Genomic DNA, 17,963 nt, shown 5'->3' with positions numbered 1-17,963 from the left:
AACTCAAGGCGGACCTGAACACCTATCTCGCGACCACGCCACCCGCGGTCCAGACGAAGACGCTGGGCGCGGTGATCGCCTTCAACCGCGCGAACGCCGCGACCGAGATGCCGTTCTTCACGCAGGAACTGTTCGAGGATGCGGACAAGACCAAGGGGGCTCGACGATCCCGCCTACAAGGCCGCGCGCGCGACATCGCTGCGGCTGGCGGGTGCGCAGGGGATCGACGCGATGCTGCGCGCGGCGGGCGCGCAGATCCTGGTCGAGCCCACCTACGACGCGGCGTGGCTGACCGATCCGGTCTACGGCGATACCTACGCCGGCCCCTCCGCCGCGACGTTGCCCGCGGTCGCCGGTTATCCACACCTGACCGTACCGATGGGTCTCGTACGCGGATTGCCCGTCGGCCTGTCGTTCATCGCCACGAAGGACGCCGACCAGACCGTGCTGCGCGCCGGCTATGCCTATGAACAACGTGCCAAGGCCCGGTCGGCGCCGCGGTATTTACCGACCATCGCCGTCGACCGGTGAGGCGAGGGGGGGCTTACCCTGCCTTCTGCTTCGTCTCGGGCATCGCGAAGAAATAGAGCATGAAGCCGGCGCCAGCGACGACGGCCAGGGTCAGGAAGCTCACGCCGTAGCCAGCCCACACGATGATCGCACCGGCCAGTGTCGCAGACAAGGCCGCGCCCAAGCCCTGCGCGCTCGCCACTGCACCTTGGCTGACGTTGAAGCGTCCCGTCCCCTTGGTCAGGTCGGCGATCACGACCGGGAACAGCGCGCCGAAGATACCCGCGCCGATCCCGTCCAGTGCCTGCACGCCGACCAGCCACCACGGATTGTCCGACACGGTATACAGTGCGCCGCGCGCAGCGAGAAACCCGAAGGCGACGAGGAACAGCGGCTTGGTGCCCCATTTGTCGGTGTTGCGGCCGACCACGATCGCGACCGGTACCATCACCAGCTGCGCCGCGACGATGCACGCGGCGGTCAGCGACGTCGCCTGATCCTTGCCGACGGTGCGCGCGAGCAACTGGCTGACCGACGTCAGCATCGCCGCGTTGGCGAGGTGGAACAGGAACGCCGTCCCCGCGAAGATCATCAGCGGCTTGTTCTCGACCAGCGCCTTCCACCCGCTCGGCTCCTCGCAATCGTCCTCCGGCTCGCAATCGAGACCACGCGCGACCGCGTTGTCGATGTCGTCGTTCCTGATCCGCGACGCGGTCACGATGCTCGCAACCGTCAGCGCGCCCATCAGGTAGAAGACGACGACCGGTCCGAACTTCCACGCGAGCACGCCCGCAAGCGCCGCCGACACGGCGTTGCCCGCGTGGTTGAATGCTTCGTTGCGACCGACGCGCTTGGCGAACAGTTTCGGGCCGACGAGACCGAGCGTGATGGCCGAAATCGCCGGCGCGAATACAGCACCAGCGACTGCCGCGATCGACTGGGTGACCGCAACTGCGGTAAAGCCACTGACGATCGGCAGCGATACGCTGCTGAGCGTCACGAGCAGTGCGGCGATCATCACGATACGCGGCTTGTTCCTGCTGCGATCGATCAGCCCGCCCGCCGGCGTCTGCGAGATCAGGCCGACGATCCCGGCGATCGTGAGGATCATGCCCACCGTCGCCTCGTTCCAGCCATGCGCAGGCCCACGGACCGCGACGAGATAGATCGCCAGATAAGGCCCGAGCCCATCGCGAACGTCGGCGAGGAAGAAGTTCAGCGCGTCGAGCGTCTTCTTCGGCGCGGATTTGCCGTCCGACCCGCCCTTGGCCTTGCCGTTGTTGGCGGATGCCGTGTCCGTCGTGGCCATGAGAATTCCCTGAAATATCGGTGTCGTCGAAACCGGTGCCGCACGGGAAACCCGCGCGACGTCGGAGCGCTAAAGCTGCGGCACCGGGCAAAGTTTCCACGCCGCTGAAATATTGTTCGGCTTGATTTTATCCAGTGATGTCAAAAGCTAAACCGAAACTGAACGAGCCGGTTAAGTCTCAAATCATGAAGTTATTGTCACGGAACGATGAACCCTCAGCCTCGCTATGGGCAGCATCGGCGGATCATCTGCCAGACGACTGGAAAGTGCTTTAATGACAGGATGCCTGACCTGGATTCACTTTGGCGATCTGCATGTCGACGAGGCCGATGGGTATGAAGGACTGTCTCGGTTTCGCACGCTGATCGCGAGCGCCGAGGCGAATCTGGGCGACGCGGTCGACTTCGCGCTATTGCCTGGCGACAATGCCAATCACGGTACCGACGACCAGTACGCGCGGATCGCGAACGCGATGACGGGGCTGTCGCTGCCGTGGCACGTGCTGGCGGGCGATCATGATTTCGAACCCGGCGACCTGACCGCGATGCGCGCGATCACGGCGAAGATGGCGCCCTATGCGGAGACGATCGCGGGTTATCGCTGCCTGTTCCTCGATATCGTCTCGGCGGGGAAGGGTGGTCCCGACTTCCGGATCGACCCGGCCCAGCGCGCCTGGATCGAACGCGAACTGAGCGCCGCCGCGGTCGCTGGCGAACCGGTCGCGGCGTTCATGCATGCCTACCCCGGCGACTTGCGCGATGATCCCGACGGGATCGCCGGCCTGTTCGCTGCGCACCGCGTCGCGTTCGTCGACACCGGGCACACGCATTACAACGAGCTGCTCAACGACGGCCGCGTTATCTATGGCGCGACCCGCTCGACAGGCCAGATCGAGGAGGGCGCCCCCGGTTTCTCGATCGTCACGCTCGACGACGGCGTGCCCAGTTGGCGGTTCCAGGCGATCGACGATCCCTGGCCACTCGTCCAGATCACCAGCCCCGCCGACCGCCGCCTGATCACCGACCCGGCGCGCGCCGACAACGTGCCCGGCAGCGCCTTCACGGTCCGCGCGAAGGTGTTCGGCAGCGCAGACACGGTGTCGCTGCACGTCGATGACGGCCAGGCCGTCCCGATGACGCGCGTCGACGGCGTGCCCTCGCTCTGGAGCGCCTCGGTCGATGGCGTAGCTGATGGCCTCCACCATCTCGCCATCCGCTGTGACAGGAGCGAGGACCGCATCGAGATCCTCGTTCGCAACGCCGGCCCGCGACCGAAGCGCAATCCTCCAGTAGCGCTCGGCCGCGATGTGAACGCGATCGGTGCCTGGCCCGATCGTGGTATCGACGGCGCGCAACGCGGCCCCAACAAGAACGGACTCGATTGGTGAATACCGTAACGATGACGATGGTCCGGCGTATCGACTCGCGGATGCCCGCGGCATGACTCTCCACACCTACGCGATCTGGGCGATCTGCTTCGTCGCGACCTTCGGCGTGATCACGCGTCCGTTCAAGCTACCCGAAGCGGTCTGGGCGGTCGCTGGCGCTGCAGTGTTGCTCGTGTTCGGACTGATGTCGCCCGGTGCAGCATGGGCCGCGGTGCTGAAGGGTGGCGACGTCTATCTGTTCCTGATCGGCATGATGCTGCTGTCCGAGGTCGCCCGAGAGCAGGGGCTGTTCGACTGGGTCGCCGAGCACGCGGTGCGGCTCGCAAAGGGATCGACCAGTCGCCTGTTCGCGCTCGTCTTCGGCGTCGGCATCGTCGTCACGACCTTCCTCTCGAACGACGCGACCGCAGTGGTGTTGACCCCCCGCCGTCTACGCCGCGGCGAAGAAGGCGAAGGCCGACCCGCTGCCGATGCTGTTCGCCTGCGCGCTGATCGCCAACGCGGCGAGCTTCGTCCTGCCGATCTCGAACCCCGCGAACCTCGTGCTGTACGGCGGTGAGATGCCGTCGCTCGGCGCGTGGATGGCGTCGTTCGCGCTGCCATCGCTGTTGTCGATCGCCGTGACCTTTCTGATGCTGCGCTGGGTCGAGCGCGAGCGGCTCACCGACCGGTGCGAGACCGTCGTCGAGACCGGCACGCTGTCGCGTGGCGGCAAGATCGCGCTCGGCGGGATCATCGTGACCGCAGTTCTGCTGATCGCCGCGTCGGCGCAGGGGTATCAGTTAGGACTGCCGACCTGCCTGGCCGGTATCGCGACGATGGCCGCAATATGCATTGGGGAGCGCAAGTCGCCGCTTACGACGCTCGGCTCGGTATCCTGGGCGGTGCTGCCGCTGGTCGCGGGCCTGTTCGTGCTGGTCGAGGCACTGGCGAGCACGGGCGTGATCACGATGTTGGCGCGCTGGCTCGCGGCGGGGGCAGCGCAGTCGCCATCGACGACCGCCGGGGTTGCGGGCACGATCCTGGCATTCGGTTCGAACCTGATGAACAATCTCCCGGCCGGATTGATAGCCAGCACCACGCTACAACAAGCACACGTTCCGCAGATCGTCACCGACGGCCTGCTGATAGGCGTCGACCTCGGCCCGAACCTGTCGATCACCGGCTCGCTCGCCACCATATTGTGGCTGACCGCGATCCGCCGTGAGGGTGAAGACGTCGGGTTCTGGCGGTTCCTGAAGGTGGGCGCGGTCGTGATGCCGCCAGCGCTGTTCGCGGCGCTCGGCGCGCGCATGCTCATCGGCTGAGCGCGCGCCGAGTGGCAGCCAATCAGATGCCGGCAGCAGGCGTCTTCGCGACCGTCCCGCGGTGCATGACGAACTCGGCGTGTTCCAGCCGCGTTACGTCCTGCAGCGGAGACCCCGCCACGGCGATGATGTCCGCGGTCTTGCCAGGTGCGAGCGTGCCGATGTCGTCGCGCCCGAGCAGGTCTGCGGCCCCCACCGTGGCGGCGGCGATCGCCTGGGTCGGGGGTGAGCCCGTTCCTGACCATCAGCGCGAACTCGGTGGCGTTGTCGCCGTGCTTCGACACGCCGGTATCGGTGCCGAACGCGACCTTCACCCCCCGCGGCATAGGCGCGGCGGTGACTAGCCGCCATCGCCGCGGCCGCCGCCTCGGCCTTGACGATCGTCGCCGGCGGCAATGCACCGCCGCGCGCCTGCGCCAGCGCCGCGACGGGTGCGATCTCGGTCGGCACCAGATAGGCGCCCTTGGTCTTGAACAGCCGGATCGTCTCGTCGTCGAGGAACGTGCCGTGCTCGATCGAGTCCACGCCGGCCTCCAGCGCGGCCTTCGTGCCCTCGGCGGCATGGCTGTGCGCGGCGACCTTGCGACCGAGCGCGTGCGCGGTCTCGATGATCGCGCGCATTTCCTCGGGCGTCATCGCACGGCCGAGGCCACCGCTGACGTTCGACAGCACGCCACCGGTCGCCGCGAATTTGATGACGCGCGCGCCCAGCGCGACCTGCGCGCGCACCGCGCGGCGGCAATCGTCGGGGCCGTCGCACAGGTTCATTTCCTTCGCGTGCACCATGTCCGCGAACTCTTCCGCGAGCCCGTTGCCGCCGTCGCCGTGCCCGCCCGTCACCGAGATCATTTCGCCGGCATTGGTGATGCTCGGCCCTTCGACGGTGCCGGCATCGATCGCATCGCGCAGTGCCCGAATACCGCGCGGGTCGCCGCCCAGGTCACGAACCGAGGTGAAGCCTGCCGCCAGCGTCGTGCGCGCATTGGCGACCGCGGTCATCTCGTCGTCGAACCGGTCGCGGTTGAGCGCTTCCAGTCGCGCGCGCATCGGATCACCGCCGATGCCCCAGAGATGGACGTGCATGTCGACCATCCCGGGCAGTACGAACGCGGTACGCAGGTCGATCAGCCTCGCCCCCTGTTCCGGCGCGACGAAGCCATCGCGCAGCTCGACGATCTTCCCGTCGCGGACGATGATCGTGGTGTTGCCGCGCGGCGCCTGGCCGGGCCGGTCGAGCACCGTGCCCGCCTGGATATAGGTCGTGGTCGATGGCTTGCCCTGCGCCAGTACCGGTGCCGCGACGATTGCCGTCAGCCCGATCATCCATGCCTTGATCATCACATTCTCCCCCTTTGATGCGTGATGCTCGCCGATGCGCGACGCGGCGGCAAGAGGGCATCGATCTATCTTCACGATCGCTCCGCCAGACGCTTGGCAGACCCCGCTGATCGCGACTATACCGCTCGGTACTGAAATACGGATTCGGCGGTCGCAACGACACCGTCGGCTCAACAGGAGAGTGGCGATGTCGATACTTATCAACGGGTCAGCGGTGGCGCTGCCCGACGATCCCCGTGTCTCGCTGCTCGATCTGTTGCGCGAAGGGCTGCATCTGGCTGGCACCAAGAAGGGGTGCAATCAAGGCGCGTGCGGCGCCTGCACGGTGCTCGTCGATGGCGAGCGAATCGTGTCCTGCCTCGCGCTCGCGGTGCAGTATGACGGGCGACAGGTGACGACGATCGAAGGCTTGGCCGACGGCGACGCGCTGCATCCGTTGCAGCAGGCGTTCATCGATCACGATGGCTTCCAGTGCGGCTATTGCACGCCGGGCCAGATCTGTTCGGCGATCGGCATGGCGGCGGAGGCGAAGCGGGGCGTGCCGAGCCATGTCAGCGCCGATCTCACCGCCGACGTGACGCTGACCCGCGAGGAATTGCAGGAGCGGATGAGCGGCAATCTGTGCCGCTGCGGTGCGCATAACGGGATCATCGACGCGATCCGCGAAACCGTGGCAGCGGGGATGGCGGCATGACCCCGTTCACCTACGCGCGCGCCGAGAACGCCGCAGACGCCCTCCGGCTCCGGGCAGGCGAACGCGACGGCCTATCTCGGCGGGGGGTACCAACCTGGTCGACCTGATCCGCGAGACGGTCGCTAGGCCAAGCGCGCTGGTCGATGTGACCGGGCTGTCGACCGAGATCGAGGAGACCGAGGGCGGCGGGCTGATGATCGGCGCCGCGGTCCGCAATACGGCGCTTGCCGAGCATCTGGCTGTGCGGACGCGCTATCCGGTCTTGTCGCGGGCGATCCTGGCGGGGGGCGTCGGCGCAGATCCGCAACATGGCGACGGTCGGCGGCAATCTGCTCCAGCGAACCCGGTGCACCTATTTCTACGACACCGACGGATCGCGCTGCAACAAGCGCGCACCGGGGTCGGGCTGCGACGCGATCGAGGGTTTCACGCGGGGACACGCCATTCTCGGTGCGTCGTCGGCGTGCGTCGCGACGCATCCGTCGGACATGTGCGTGGCGCTCGCCGCGCTCGACGCGGTCGTACATCTGCACGGGCGGGGCGGGGCCAGGACGCTGCCGTTTACCGAGCTTCACCGCCTGCCGGGCGATCATCCCGAGTTCGATACCGTGCTGGAACCGGGCGAACTCATCACCGCGATCGAACTGCCGCCGCTGAGTTTCGCGGCCAACTCGACCTATCGCAAGGTGCGCGACCGGGCGAGCTACGCCTTCGCGCTCGTCTCGATCGCAGCCGCGCTGGAGATCGATGGCGGCGTCATCAAGGACGTGCGGATCGCGCTCGGCGGGGTCGCGCACAAGCCGTGGCGCGCGTCGAAGGCGGAGGCGGCCTTGCGTGGTGGTCCTGCGACCGAGGAGGCGTTCCTCGCCGCCGCCGTCGCCGAGATGGCGGACGCCGTGCCGCTGCGCGACAACGGTTTCAAGATCGCACTGACCAAGCGCACCCTCGTCGCCGTGCTTGGCGACCTTGCCGGAGCATCAGCATGAGCATCGTCGATACGGTCAAGGAAACCGCACAGGGCCTGGTCCAGGGTGCGATGAGCAAGCTGGTGCCGCTTGCCCCCCGACAGCTGGATCCCGGGCGGCGTGCCCGATCCGCTGATCCGTCAGCAGCATGGACTGATCGGTACGTCGGTCTCGCGGCTCGATGGTCCGCTAAAGGTGCGCGGCGCAGCAACCTTCGCGGCCGAGTTCCCGCTGGAGGGCATGGTCTACGCCGCGCTCGCCTATGCGACGATTCCCGCGCGGGCGCATTACAGCAATCGATACGGCGGCCGCGGAGGCTGCGCCGGGCGTCGTGGTAGTGATGACGCACCTGAACGCGCCCCGGATGAACCCGCCTGCAGTGTTCGGCTCTTCGCCCACCGCGGCGGGGCCTGCCGACCTGCCGGTCATGCAGGACGACCGCGTCCACTGGAACGGCCAGCCGATCGCGGTGGTGCTCGCCGAGACGCAGGAGCAGGCCGATCACGCCAAGTCGCTGATCGTCGCGACCTACGCGGCCGAGCCTTCGACCACGTCGCTCGCCGCGGCCAAGGCTGAAGGACCCAAGCAGGGCCTGTTCATGGGCCAGCCGTTGCTGAACGAAACCGGCGACGCGGACGCGATGCTGGCAGCGGCGCCGCACAAGGTCGATCAAGTCTATCGGACGCCGCGCCACAACCACAACGCGATCGAGCCGCATGCCGCGACGATCGCGTGGGTCGGCGACGAATTGATCGTCCACGACGCGACGCAGCTCGTCACCGCGGAGGCGCAGACGATCGCCGACGTGTTCGACCTGAAGGCGGCGCAGGTCCGCGTCACCTCGCCGTTCGTCGGTGGCGGGTTCGGCGGGAAGTGCTTGTGGGATCACCAGATTCTCGGTGCCGCGGCTGCCAAGCTTGCCGGGCGACCGGTCCGGATCGCGTTGTCGCGCGAGGGCGTGTACCGCGTCGTCGGCGGCCGTACGCTGACCGAGCAGCGGGTCGCGATCGGCGCCGACGTGGATGGCCGCTTCAAGGCGCTGGTCCACACCGGCATCGCCGCGATGACGCCGCACAACAACATGCCCGAGCCGTTCATCCTCGGCACGCGCGGCGGCTATGCGGCGGACAGCTTCAAGCTGTCGGTCGAGACGGTCACGATGAACATGCTCGCCAACACCTTCATGCGCGCGCCCGGCGAGGCGGTCGGCACGTTCGCGCTGGAGTCGGCGATCGACGAGCTCGCGGTCGAACTCGACATGGACCCGATCGCGCTGCGCATTCGTAACGAGCCGGACAAGGATCCGACCTCGGGCCTGCCATTCTCGTCGCGGCATATCGTCGAGGCATGGCGCAGCGGTGCGGAGCGGTTCGGCTGGAGCGAGCGGAGCGCGGAGCCGGGTACGCGTCGCGAAGGCGAGTGGCTGATCGGCATGGGCTGCGCGACCGGGACCTATCCCTATTACCGTATGCCGGGCGCCGCCGCACGGATCACGCTGCGCCGTGACGGGCATGCCCTCGTCGAGATCGCCGCGCATGAGATGGGCATGGGGACGTCGACAACGACCGCTATGGTCGCCGCCGATCGCCTCGGGCTACCGCTCGACCGCGTCTCGGTCGGTTATGGCGATCTCGATCATCCCCGGCGCGATCCTGGCCGGTGGATCGCAGCAGACCGCGGCGATCGGCGCTGCGGTGATCGCCGCGCATCATGCGCTGGTCGCCGAACTGCTGAAACTCGCGGGCAATGATTCGCCACTCGCAGGCCTGTCGCCCGACGAGGTCGGCAGCGAGGATGGCGGACTGGCCAAGCTCGACGATCCGTCGCGACGCGAAAGCTATGTCTCGATCCTCGATCGGGCACAGCGCGAAAGCGTGGTCGTCAGCGAAGAGGCGTCGCAGCCGCTCGAACTGATGCACTGGTCGATGCATTCGCACAGCGCGCTGTTCTGCGAGGTGCGCGTCAACGCGGTAACCGGCGAGACCCGCGTCAGTCGGTTCCTCGGCGCATTCGATTGCGGTCGTATCCTCAATCCCAAGACCGCGCGCAGCCAGTTCCGCGGCGGGATCGTCATGGGCCTCGGCATGGCGCTGATGGAGGAAACGCAGTTCGACGAGCGTAATGGCCGCATCATGAACCCGAGCCTTGCCGAATATCACGTGCCCGTGCACCTCGACGTGCCCGAGATCGACGTGATCTGGACCGACATCGCCGACCCGCACACGCCGATGGGCGCGCACGGCGTGGGCGAGATCGGCATCACCGGCGTCGCCGCGGCGGTAGCGAACGCGATCTACAACGCCACCGGCAAGCGCGTGCGCGACCTGCCGATCACGCTGGACAAGGTGCTGATCTGATCGGAGAGCGTATTGTGAGGCCTGCCGGAGATCGCCTGCATGGACTGGCATAAATGGCGTACCGATCTGGCGGGGAAGAGTTGCACGATGGCCTTTCGTTTCGTCTCGGTCAGCTGTCTTGTCGCGCTGCTTTCCATGTCGACGCCCGTCGCGGTCTCGGCACAGGACGCGACGGCCAGGCGGCTCGTCCTGATCGATGATGACGTCGTCGGTCTGAACGGCGCGCCCGCGTTGCTGCTCCAGGCACCGGACGTCGAGGTGCTGGGGATCACCACGACCAGTGGTTCGGTCTGGCGCGATACCGCCACCGCCTATGCGCTGCGGACCGTCGAGATCCTCGGGCGCACCGACGTGCCGGTGGTGCCGGGTGCGACCTACCCGCTGGTGAACAGCGAGGCGGCGACCAAGCGGTGGGAAGGGCTGTACGGTCGGCTCGAGTTCAAGGGGCCGTGGACGGAGCCTGCGTCCGCCGGCGCGGGCCAGTCCACCCCGGGGACACCGTCGCCTTCGGTCGTGCCTAGCCTGCCGATCGGCGATCCCGTCACCAAGCCGTCCGGCGAGATCGCCGCCGCGTTCCTCGTCCGGATGGTCCGCGCGCACCCGCACCAGGTCACGCTGTTCGCCACCGGCCCGATGACCAACATCGCGATCGCGCAAAGCCTCGACCCGAGCTTCGCCGCGAATGTGAAAGAGCTCGTCTACATGGGCGGCAGCCTCAATCCGCAGCAGTCGATCGACACGCCGACAGCTGCCGCGTTCGCACGCGAGTTCGTCAATACGCCCCGGCGCGAGTTCAACATCCGCTGGGATCCCGAAGCGGCGCGGATCATGGCGCACGGCGCGTGGCCGAAGGTGACGATGGTCCCGATCGACCCTTCGACGGGCACGCAGTGGACGCGCGGCTTCCTCGACAGCCTCAAGTCAGCCTACACGGCGCTGACCGACACACTTCAGACCGGGCTCGAACCGGGATTTCCGATGTGGGACGAGATCGCGGCGATGGCTTGGCTGGAGCCCGCCATCGTCACGCGCGCCGAGACGCTCTACATCGATTTCGACACCAGCCAGACCGCGGGATACGGCGATACCCTATCGTGGCACGACGCATACCGCCCGCATCTCGGCGAACGCGCGCAGACCGTCGTACTTCGCGTCGACCGCGAGAAGATGGAGGCGGCAATGCGCGCGCTCTACACAAGGCCGCTGAAGCATGGACCGTCATCACAGTAGCCACGTCGACCCTACAAGGACATTCGCCCCCTAGGGCGTCCCCCGGACGGAACATACGCAACTATCGACGCCCTACGTCAGAAATCCGCGTGCAGTACTCACTCTTGAGACGCCCGCCACCGACGCACGGCTTCCTCATACGCCTGCTTTTGCCCCCTCAGCGCGTCTTCCGCAGCCTCGATGCTGGAGGAGCGAGCCTGCTCTAACGCGCGACGATCCCGCGCAAGCGCAGCCTCCCGTTCGGCGAGATCTTTCTTCTTCCGGTCAAATTCTGCTCGTAACGACGTCAAAGCCTCCTCAGCCGCATCAAGCTCGTCGCGTTTCGGCCGCGGCTTGGGTTTGGGTTTAGCTTGAGGTTTCGCTCGCGGTTTCGCGGTAGGTTTCGGATCGGTATCGCTATCGCGCGGCGCGGCAGGCGCCCGCTGTTCGGGCAGTGCCGCAATCTGTTCCGCCGTCGTCCCACGCGAATGCTTCACGACCGTGCCGGGGAGGCCAGCGGTTCCGCCATCAACGCCGGATCCGTGACCTCTTCGGCAATGCCCCGCGCAAACAAGTCGCGGTCGCTACCCCACGCCGCCAGTGCCGCCTTCTGACTCGGCGCAGCGACATACGCATCGTAGAAACCCGCTACGGTCCGGTACACCTTCAACTTTTGGACACGCGCCATGCCAACCGATAGCGCGGCGCGCCGCGCGGCGAAAGTTGCCTGATACAGGTGACTTGCCGATGCGACCAATCGGTGCCGGTATCTAACGCTATAAGAGAATGGTGGACGCACTTGGGCTCGAACCAAGGACCCGCTGATTAAGAGTCAGCTGCTCTACCAACTGAGCTATGCGTCCATTCCGGGGCGGTTTTGAGTGGCGCCCTGGTGTGGCGCCCCGCTGCTGGAGGCGCGCTGTTAGCAGACTCATCGGGGGCCGCAACCCCCTTTTCGTCGATCCGAGTCCGTTTTCGTCGATCGCGCCGCTTTTTCGCGAATTAAGTGGGTTTTTCGCCCTACCAACCGACCGTCTTGCGGTTCTGGCGGTCGATCGACATCAGGATGCCAAGGCACAGCAGCACGGTCATCTGCGCGGAGCTGCCGAAGCTCACCAGCGGCAATGGGATGCCGACCACGGGGGCGAGGCCCATCACCATCATCAGGTTGATCGCGACGTAGAAGAAGATTGTCGTCGACAGCCCGGCGGCGGTCAGCCGGCCGAAGCGGGTCTGCGCGCGCTGGCCGACCTCGATGCCCCAGCGGATCACCAGCAGGAAGGCAAGGATCAGCAGGCAGCCGCCGACCAGGCCCCATTCCTCCGCCATCGTCGCGAAGACGAAGTCGGTATGCCCCTCGGGGAGATAGTCGAGGTGGCTCTGCGTGCCCTGGAGGAAGCCCTTGCCCCAGATCCCGCCCGAGCCGATCGCGATCTTCGACTGGCTGATGTGATAGCCGGTGCCGAGCGGATCGCTCTCGGGGTCGAGGAAGATAAGGATGCGGTTGCGCTGGTAATCGTGCAGCGCGAAATTGATCGCGAGCGGGATCGCCACCGCGGCGGTGATCGCGCCGCCGACGAACAGGCGCAGCGGTATGCCTGCGAGAAACATCACCGTCGCGCCGCCAGCGCAGATCATCAGCGCAGTGCCGAGATCGGGCTGCTTCATGACGATCGCCGCGGGGACGCCGATCAGTAGCGCGGCGGGCCAGACCGCGCTGAACCGTCGCGTCTCGCCGGGCGGAAGCATGTCGTAGAATTTCGCGCAGGCGAGCACGATCGCGGGCTTCATGAATTCGGACGGTTGCAGGCGGATGAAGCCGAGGTCGAGCCAGCGCTGCGACCCGCCCGAGACCTTGCCGAGGATCTCGACCGCGACCAGCGACGCGACGATCAGCGCATAGGTCGGCAGCGAGCCCGCCTTCCACGTCCGCTCGGGGACGTAGGAGAGGGCGATCGCACCGGCGAGCAGGACGAAAAAGCGGATGCCCTGCGACAGCGCCCAGGGCTTGAGCGAGCCGCCGGCCGCGGAATACAGCACGACCTGGCCGAAACAGCCGATCGCGACCACCAGCAGCAGGACGCGCCACGGCAGCTTGGCGAGCGGTTCGGGGACGATGCGGTTCATCGCTGACGCTCGGTACGGTTCACGGCTGGCGGTCCCTTGAATCATCTTCGGCGACCGTTGCGCCGGGGGCGGTCAGCGCTTCCTGCGTCGCGTTGGCCATGTCGGTGGCGTTCTCGACTGCGGGGGCGTCGCTGGGCACGATTGCGTCGGTCTTGGTGGCGATCGCAGCAGGCGGCGCGGACTGCGCCTTCCGGTACGTCTCCGCGGTCGCCGCCATGCGCGCGCGGATATCGCCACCCCAGGTCGGTTCGACCTCGGCGAGCGACTTCAACGCACGCTCGCGGTCGAGCATGTAGGTCATGATGTCGCGACCGATCATCGGCGTGTCGAGATTGCGCACCGTGTGGCCGTTATGCTCGAGCACGACCGCCAGCGCATAGCGCGGGTTGTCGGCGGGCGCGAAGCCGATGAAGAGCGCATGGTCGCGCATCTTGAACGGCAGTTGCCCGTTCTTGAGCACGCCCGAGCGCCGCTCCGCCATCGTGATACGGCGGACCTGCGCGGTGCCGGTCTTGCCCGCGATCGCGACGCCGGGGATCAGCAGTTTCGCCGCGCCGCCGGTGCCGCCCTGGTTGATCACCCCGAACATCGCGTCGCGGACGCGCGCGAGATGCTCGGAGTCGATCGCGAGGGCAGGGGAATCGCGGTGGACATGGCTCGCGAGAATGCTCGGCTGCAACGCACGGCCGGACGCGATCCGCGCCGCCATCACCGCAAGCTGCAACGGGTTCGCCAGCACATAGCCTTGGCCGATCGACGCATTCAGCGAATCCGCGACGGTCCAGTCGTGCTTGTACTTCTTCAGCTTCCACGCCGGGTCGGGCACCGTGCCGTAGCGTTGCGTCGAGAAGGGCAGGTCGAACTTCTGCCCCATGCCGAGCGTCCGCGCCATCGGCGCGATCGCGTTGTAGCCGACCCGCCGCGCCATCTCGTAGAAATAGATGTCGCAGCTCTGCATGATCGCGTTCTTGAGATCGAGCGGACCATGGCCGCTCTTCTTGTGGCAATGGAACACGCTAGTCCCGAGCCGCATCGCCCCCCGAACAATTGACGCGGGTCGACGGATCGACGCCCGCGTTCATCAGCGCGAGGCCGTTCATCGGCTTCACGGTCGAGCCCGGCGGATACAGCCCCTGCGTGACCTTGTTCATCAGCGGCACGTGATCGTCGTCGCTCAGCATCTGCCATTCGAGATGGCTGATCCCGTCCGAAAAGCTGTTCGGATCATAGGCCGGCATCGACACCATCGCGAGCATCTCGCCGGTGCGGGTGTCGAGCACGACGACCGACCCGGAGTTGGTGCCGAGCCGCCTTGCGGCATATTCCTGAAGCCCGACGTCGATCGTCAGCCGCGCAGTCTTGCCGGGGACGTCGGGCTTGGTCGCGAGTTCGGCGACCAGCTTGCCGCGCGCGGTGACCTCGACGCGCTTGGCACCGGCGACGCCGCGGAGTTCGGCCTCGAGCATCTTCTCGAGCCCGTCCCTGCCAAGCTTGAAGCCGGGCGTGACGAGCAACGGGTCGTGCGTCTTCTTGTACTGTTCGGCGTTCGGCACGCCGACATAGCCGGTCAGGTGCGCGACCGCGGCGCCCGCGGGATAGCTGCGCGCGAACCCGCGCGTCGGCGCGACGCCGGGCAGTTCTGGCAGCCGGACGCTGACCGCCGCGAACCGCTCCCAGTCGAGATTCTCCGCGACCTGCACGGGCTGGAACCCGGCGGCGTGTTCGAGGTCGATCGCGATCCGCTCGACTTCCTCGGGCGGCAATTGGAGGATGCGGCCGAGCAGCGGCAGCACGCGCCTCCTTGTCGCGGAGGCGGTCGGGGATGATGTCGACGCGGAAATCGGTGCGGTTGTTGGCGATCGGCACGCCGTGGCGGTCGACGATCCAGCCCCGCCGCGGCGGCAACAGCGTCATGTTGACGCGGTTGCTCTCGGACATTTGCGTGTAGCGTTCGTTCTGCGCGATCGACAGCCACGCCATCCGCCCGGCGAGCAGCAAGCCAACGCCGCCTTGCGCCGCGCCCAGCATCCACGCGCGGCGCGAGAAGCTGTAGGCCTGCGACATCTCGGTGACGATCCGCGGGGTATTCCTCACTCGGCACCGCGCTTGTTCTGGATCGCCGCGACGATGCGGGCGGCCAGCGGGAACATCAGGATCGTGACCGCGATCTGCGCGATCAGGATGGTGTCGACATGCGCGCCGACCGGCACCGCGATGAAGCGCCCGACCAGGATGCACGCGGCAATCAGCCCGCCGGCGATCAGCCAATCCTGCCAATAGTCGCGAAACGCGAGGCGCTGTTCGATCATGTCGATCGCGACGAACGCGAGCGACCACATCAGCACAGCACTGCCGAGCGGCTGGCCGCTGACGAGGTCGTCGAAAAAACCAAGCGGCGCGGCGGCCCAGGGCTTGAACGCGAACCGCGCGAGCAGCCGCCACGCGAGCAGCATGACGAACCCGAACGGCGGCAGCAGCGGGATCGTCGCGACCACCGGGATGATCGTGATCAGCGATCCCGCCATCACCGTTGCCCAAGGGATCGCACGCGACCGGCCTGCCGGGATCTTGGTCTCGAACGGCTTGTAGTCGACGCTGTCGACGACGCGAGCGCGACTCATTGCTGCGCTACCGGGCGGGGCGGTGGCACGGGCATGAACATCCGCTCGACGAGCGCGAAATCGAGCGTGTCGGGATCGGCGAAGCCGCGCGCCATCACCGAGTCCGACCCCGCCTTAGTGACGCGTGCAACGGGCACGCCGGGCGCGTAGATCCCGCCGGTGCCGGTCGTCACGAACAGGTCGCCCGCATTGAACCGGACGTTGGTCGCGTTGACCGAGCGGATGTCGATCATCCCATCGCCACGCCCCGCCGCGATCGCGGGCATGCCGTCGCGCGTGCGGCGGACCGGCACGATGCTGTCGCCATCGCTCAGCAACAGGATCCTCGCCGCGTTGGGGCCAGTCTCGACCACGCGACCGATCAGGCCGTCGGGGCCGCGCACCGGCATGCCTGGCAGCACGCCGTTCCAGCGCCCCGCGTTGAGCAACGCATAGCGCCGGCCGCTCGACGCGCTCGAACTCACCAGCCGCGCGGTCACGACCGACGCAGTCGAGCGCTCGCGGATCGCGAGCAGGCTGCGCAACCGGCGATTGTCATACGCGATCGTCCGCGCGCGCATCAGCAACGCCCGCGTTCGCTCGCGATCGGCGCGCAACGCGACGTTCTCCTGCTTCACGAAGAAATAATTCCCGATCGCGTCGGGGATGCCCGAGATCGACGATCCGACCGTGGCGAGCCCGGTCGACACCGGCGTCGTCACCCCCCGCCACGCCCATCCGCAGCGCCGAAAACGCCGGCGGATTGAAGGTCGACGCGACGAGCAGCACCAGGCCCACCACCGCACCAGCGACGGCGAGCACATAGCCCATGAACACACCATATTGCCGACGCCGGGAAAACCCCGTGCGCCGGTCGCGGGCTGGCGCCATGCGCCTGTCCCCTGTCTCGGGCGCCGCCGAACCGCGAGGGCCAGATCCCCCGCGAATCGGACGACGCGATTTCGTGTCCGTGTGTCTTAAAGCAAAAACAAACTCTTAGCCGCTCATCAGCACGCCGCGGAACAGCGGGTCCTCGAGCGCGCGACCGGTCCCGAGCGCGACGCAGGTCAGCGGATCCTCGGCGACCGTCACCGGCAGCCCGGTCTCGTCGCGCAGCACTTCGTCCAGCCCCTGCAGCAGCGCGCCGCCACCGGTGAGCACGATGCCCTGATCGACGATGTCCGCGGCCAGTTCCGGCGCGGTGTTCTCGAGCGCGACACGGACGCCCTCGACGATCGTCGCGACCGGCTCGCTGAGCGCTTCGGCGATCTGGCCCTGGTTGATCTGGATCTCCTTGGGCACGCCGTTGACGAGATCGCGGCCCTTGATCTGGATGATCATGCCGATGCCGTCGACCGGCGGCTTGGCGATCCCGACTTCCTTCTTGATCCGCTCCGCCGTCGCTTCGCCGATCAGCAGGTTATGGTTGCGGCGCACATAGGAGACGATCGCCTCGTCCATCTTGTCGCCACCGACGCGCACCGAGGTCGTGTAGGCGAGGCCACGCAGCGACAGCACCGCAACTTCGGTCGTGCCGCCGCCGATGTCGACGACCATCGAACCGATCGGCTCGGTGACCGGCATGTCCGCGCCGATCGCGGCGGCCATCGGCTCCTCGATCAGCCAGACCTGCGACGCACCCGCGTTCGACGCGGCATCGCGGATCGCGCGGCGCTCGACCTTGGTGGAGCCCGACGGCACGCAGATCACGATCTCTGGCCAGCGCGCGAACTTGCGGGGCCCGTGGACCTTCTGGATGAAATACTTGATCATCTGCTCGGCGACGTCGATGTCCGCGATCACGCCGTCGCGCAAAGGCCGGATCGCCTCGATGTTGCCCGGCGTCTTGCCCATCATCATCTTGGCGTCGTCGCCGACCGCCTTGACGCGCTTGATGCCGTTGATCGTCTCGACCGCGACCACCGACGGCTCGTTCAGGACGATGCCGCGGCCACGGACGTAGACGACGGTGTTCGCGGTGCCGAGGTCGATCGCCATGTCGTGCGACATGAACTTGAAGAAACGCGAGTAGAAGGCCATTCAATCAGGGTCCCGTAATCCTGGCCGCCGGACGGGCGGCACATCGCACACATCATCTCGCGTGACCCGCCGGTGATGTCGAGCACCGGGTGCCTGTTTAAATGGCGTTTGCGGGTCGCG

Annotated in this window: 16 protein-coding genes, 1 tRNA gene and 4 pseudogenes; 9 read left to right on the top strand and 12 right to left on the bottom strand. The window is 67.1% G+C overall.

Features of this window, described 5'->3' with window-relative positions:
- The first annotated feature begins 138 nt into the window (after positions 1 to 138).
- On the top strand, positions 139 to 531 hold the full coding sequence (locus tag NHF48_RS25845; RefSeq protein ID WP_446741123.1) for a hypothetical protein: 393 nt from the start codon (positions 139 to 141) through the stop codon (positions 529 to 531).
- Between the two features lie 13 nt (positions 532 to 544).
- On the opposite strand, the gene NHF48_RS07785 is transcribed toward NHF48_RS25845, so the two are convergent.
- Positions 545 to 1,819 (bottom strand): MFS transporter, encoded by a 1,275-nt coding sequence (locus tag NHF48_RS07785; protein ID WP_253070767.1) that lies wholly within the window; start codon positions 1,817 to 1,819, stop codon positions 545 to 547.
- A 274-nt stretch (positions 1,820 to 2,093) separates the two neighbouring features.
- On the opposite strand from NHF48_RS07785, the gene NHF48_RS07780 reads away from it, so the two are divergent.
- Genes NHF48_RS07780 through NHF48_RS07770 form a run of 3 tightly spaced genes read left to right on the top strand, consistent with a single transcriptional unit; the run spans position 2,094 to position 4,513 of the window.
- Positions 2,094 to 3,206 (top strand): metallophosphoesterase family protein, encoded by a 1,113-nt coding sequence (locus NHF48_RS07780; protein ID WP_253070766.1) that lies wholly within the window; start codon positions 2,094 to 2,096, stop codon positions 3,204 to 3,206.
- A gap of 52 nt (positions 3,207 to 3,258) precedes the next feature.
- Positions 3,259 to 3,765: an SLC13 family permease gene (locus tag NHF48_RS07775; protein ID WP_253070765.1), complete on the top strand. Its 507-nt coding sequence runs from the start codon at positions 3,259 to 3,261 to the stop codon at positions 3,763 to 3,765.
- Positions 3,677 to 4,513: an SLC13 family permease gene (locus NHF48_RS07770; protein ID WP_253070764.1), complete on the top strand. Its 837-nt coding sequence runs from the start codon at positions 3,677 to 3,679 to the stop codon at positions 4,511 to 4,513. The genes NHF48_RS07775 and NHF48_RS07770 overlap by 89 nt, the downstream gene beginning before the upstream one ends.
- Before the next feature lie 22 nt (positions 4,514 to 4,535).
- On the opposite strand, the gene NHF48_RS07765 is transcribed toward NHF48_RS07770, so the two are convergent.
- Together NHF48_RS07765 and NHF48_RS07760 are read right to left on the bottom strand one after the other, a co-directional pair.
- Positions 4,536 to 4,709: an amidohydrolase family protein gene (locus tag NHF48_RS07765; RefSeq protein ID WP_253070763.1), complete on the bottom strand. Its 174-nt coding sequence runs from the start codon at positions 4,707 to 4,709 to the stop codon at positions 4,536 to 4,538.
- 191 nt (positions 4,710 to 4,900) lie between these two features.
- Positions 4,901 to 5,560 (bottom strand): annotated as a pseudogene (locus NHF48_RS07760) (amidohydrolase family protein); the annotation flags it as partial.
- Positions 5,561 to 6,038: 478 nt separating this feature from the next.
- On the opposite strand from NHF48_RS07760, the gene NHF48_RS07755 reads away from it, so the two are divergent.
- The 5 genes and pseudogenes from NHF48_RS07755 to NHF48_RS07740 all read left to right on the top strand — a co-directional run bounded on the left by NHF48_RS07755 (position 6,039) and on the right by NHF48_RS07740 (position 11,097).
- Entirely contained in the window at positions 6,039 to 6,545 is a 507-nt protein-coding gene (locus tag NHF48_RS07755; RefSeq protein ID WP_253070762.1) for a 2Fe-2S iron-sulfur cluster-binding protein, read from the top strand.
- Positions 6,546 to 6,618: 73 nt separating this feature from the next.
- A pseudogene (locus NHF48_RS24845) lies at positions 6,619 to 6,771 on the top strand (FAD binding domain-containing protein); the annotation flags it as partial.
- Positions 6,770 to 7,531, top strand: coding sequence for an FAD binding domain-containing protein (locus NHF48_RS07750; protein ID WP_342454729.1), 762 nt, complete (start codon positions 6,770 to 6,772; stop codon positions 7,529 to 7,531). The pseudogene NHF48_RS24845 and the gene NHF48_RS07750, both read left to right, overlap by 2 nt.
- A pseudogene (locus NHF48_RS07745) lies at positions 7,528 to 9,867 on the top strand (xanthine dehydrogenase family protein molybdopterin-binding subunit). The gene NHF48_RS07750 and the pseudogene NHF48_RS07745 overlap by 4 nt, the downstream one beginning before the upstream one ends.
- 87 nt (positions 9,868 to 9,954) lie before the next feature.
- A complete protein-coding gene (locus NHF48_RS07740) occupies positions 9,955 to 11,097 on the top strand; it encodes a nucleoside hydrolase (RefSeq protein WP_253070761.1) in 1,143 nt (380 codons plus the stop codon).
- A 98-nt stretch (positions 11,098 to 11,195) separates the two neighbouring features.
- Here NHF48_RS07740 and NHF48_RS07735 read toward each other — a convergent pair whose 3' ends face one another.
- The 9 genes and pseudogenes from NHF48_RS07735 to NHF48_RS07700 form a co-directional block, all read right to left on the bottom strand.
- Positions 11,196 to 11,573: a hypothetical protein gene (locus tag NHF48_RS07735; RefSeq protein WP_253070760.1), complete on the bottom strand. Its 378-nt coding sequence runs from the start codon at positions 11,571 to 11,573 to the stop codon at positions 11,196 to 11,198.
- On the bottom strand, positions 11,570 to 11,764 hold the full coding sequence (locus NHF48_RS07730) for a hypothetical protein (RefSeq protein ID WP_253070759.1): 195 nt from the start codon (positions 11,762 to 11,764) through the stop codon (positions 11,570 to 11,572). Before NHF48_RS07730 ends, NHF48_RS07735 begins: the two co-directional genes overlap by 4 nt.
- Before the next feature lie 99 nt (positions 11,765 to 11,863).
- A tRNA-Lys gene (locus tag NHF48_RS07725) sits at positions 11,864 to 11,939 on the bottom strand.
- 157 nt (positions 11,940 to 12,096) lie between these two features.
- The gene (gene rodA / locus NHF48_RS07720) at positions 12,097 to 13,203 is read right to left on the bottom strand and encodes a rod shape-determining protein RodA (RefSeq protein ID WP_253070758.1); all 1,107 of its coding nucleotides are present in this window, start codon (positions 13,201 to 13,203) and stop codon (positions 12,097 to 12,099) included.
- 19 nt (positions 13,204 to 13,222) lie between these two features.
- Positions 13,223 to 15,267, bottom strand: a pseudogene (mrdA, locus tag NHF48_RS07715) (penicillin-binding protein 2).
- Between the two features lie 26 nt (positions 15,268 to 15,293).
- Positions 15,294 to 15,824, bottom strand: a complete 531-nt coding sequence (gene mreD / locus NHF48_RS07710) for a rod shape-determining protein MreD (RefSeq protein ID WP_082440961.1) — start codon at positions 15,822 to 15,824, stop codon at positions 15,294 to 15,296.
- Entirely contained in the window at positions 15,821 to 16,441 is a 621-nt protein-coding gene (gene mreC / locus NHF48_RS07705; RefSeq protein ID WP_342454605.1) for a rod shape-determining protein MreC, read from the bottom strand. Before mreC ends, mreD begins: the two co-directional genes overlap by 4 nt.
- The gene (locus NHF48_RS24840) at positions 16,359 to 16,694 is read right to left on the bottom strand and encodes a hypothetical protein (RefSeq protein WP_342454604.1); all 336 of its coding nucleotides are present in this window, start codon (positions 16,692 to 16,694) and stop codon (positions 16,359 to 16,361) included. The genes mreC and NHF48_RS24840 overlap by 83 nt, the downstream gene beginning before the upstream one ends.
- Positions 16,695 to 16,799: 105 nt before the next feature.
- Positions 16,800 to 17,843, bottom strand: a complete 1,044-nt coding sequence (locus NHF48_RS07700) for a rod shape-determining protein (protein ID WP_055878614.1) — start codon at positions 17,841 to 17,843, stop codon at positions 16,800 to 16,802.
- Between the last annotated feature and the right edge of the window lie 120 nt (positions 17,844 to 17,963).

Source organism: Sphingomonas sp. H160509, from assembly GCF_024124765.2.
Classification (GTDB): Bacteria; Pseudomonadota; Alphaproteobacteria; order Sphingomonadales; family Sphingomonadaceae; genus Sphingomonas.
This window is presented reverse-complemented; position numbering and strand designations above follow the sequence as displayed.

What these genes read in the sequence shown, in the direction of transcription:
- NHF48_RS25845 (WP_446741123.1), top strand. Translation starts at nt 139, where the DNA reads ATGCGGACAAGACCAAGGGGGCTCGACGATCCCGCCTACAAGGCCGCG.
- NHF48_RS07785 (WP_253070767.1), bottom strand. Translation starts at nt 1,819, where the DNA reads ATGGCCACGACGGACACGGCATCCGCCAACAACGGCAAGGCCAAGGGC.
- NHF48_RS07780 (WP_253070766.1), top strand. Translation starts at nt 2,094, where the DNA reads ATGACAGGATGCCTGACCTGGATTCACTTTGGCGATCTGCATGTCGAC.
- NHF48_RS07775 (WP_253070765.1), top strand. Translation starts at nt 3,259, where the DNA reads ATGACTCTCCACACCTACGCGATCTGGGCGATCTGCTTCGTCGCGACC.
- NHF48_RS07770 (WP_253070764.1), top strand. Translation starts at nt 3,677, where the DNA reads ATGCTGTTCGCCTGCGCGCTGATCGCCAACGCGGCGAGCTTCGTCCTG.
- NHF48_RS07755 (WP_253070762.1), top strand. Translation starts at nt 6,039, where the DNA reads ATGTCGATACTTATCAACGGGTCAGCGGTGGCGCTGCCCGACGATCCC.
- NHF48_RS07740 (WP_253070761.1), top strand. Translation starts at nt 9,955, where the DNA reads ATGGCCTTTCGTTTCGTCTCGGTCAGCTGTCTTGTCGCGCTGCTTTCC.
- NHF48_RS07730 (WP_253070759.1), bottom strand. Translation starts at nt 11,764, where the DNA reads ATGGCGCGTGTCCAAAAGTTGAAGGTGTACCGGACCGTAGCGGGTTTC.
- rodA (WP_253070758.1), bottom strand. Translation starts at nt 13,203, where the DNA reads ATGAACCGCATCGTCCCCGAACCGCTCGCCAAGCTGCCGTGGCGCGTC.
- mreD (WP_082440961.1), bottom strand. Translation starts at nt 15,824, where the DNA reads ATGAGTCGCGCTCGCGTCGTCGACAGCGTCGACTACAAGCCGTTCGAG.
- NHF48_RS24840 (WP_342454604.1), bottom strand. Translation starts at nt 16,694, where the DNA reads ATGGCGCCAGCCCGCGACCGGCGCACGGGGTTTTCCCGGCGTCGGCAA.
- NHF48_RS07700 (WP_055878614.1), bottom strand. Translation starts at nt 17,843, where the DNA reads ATGGCCTTCTACTCGCGTTTCTTCAAGTTCATGTCGCACGACATGGCG.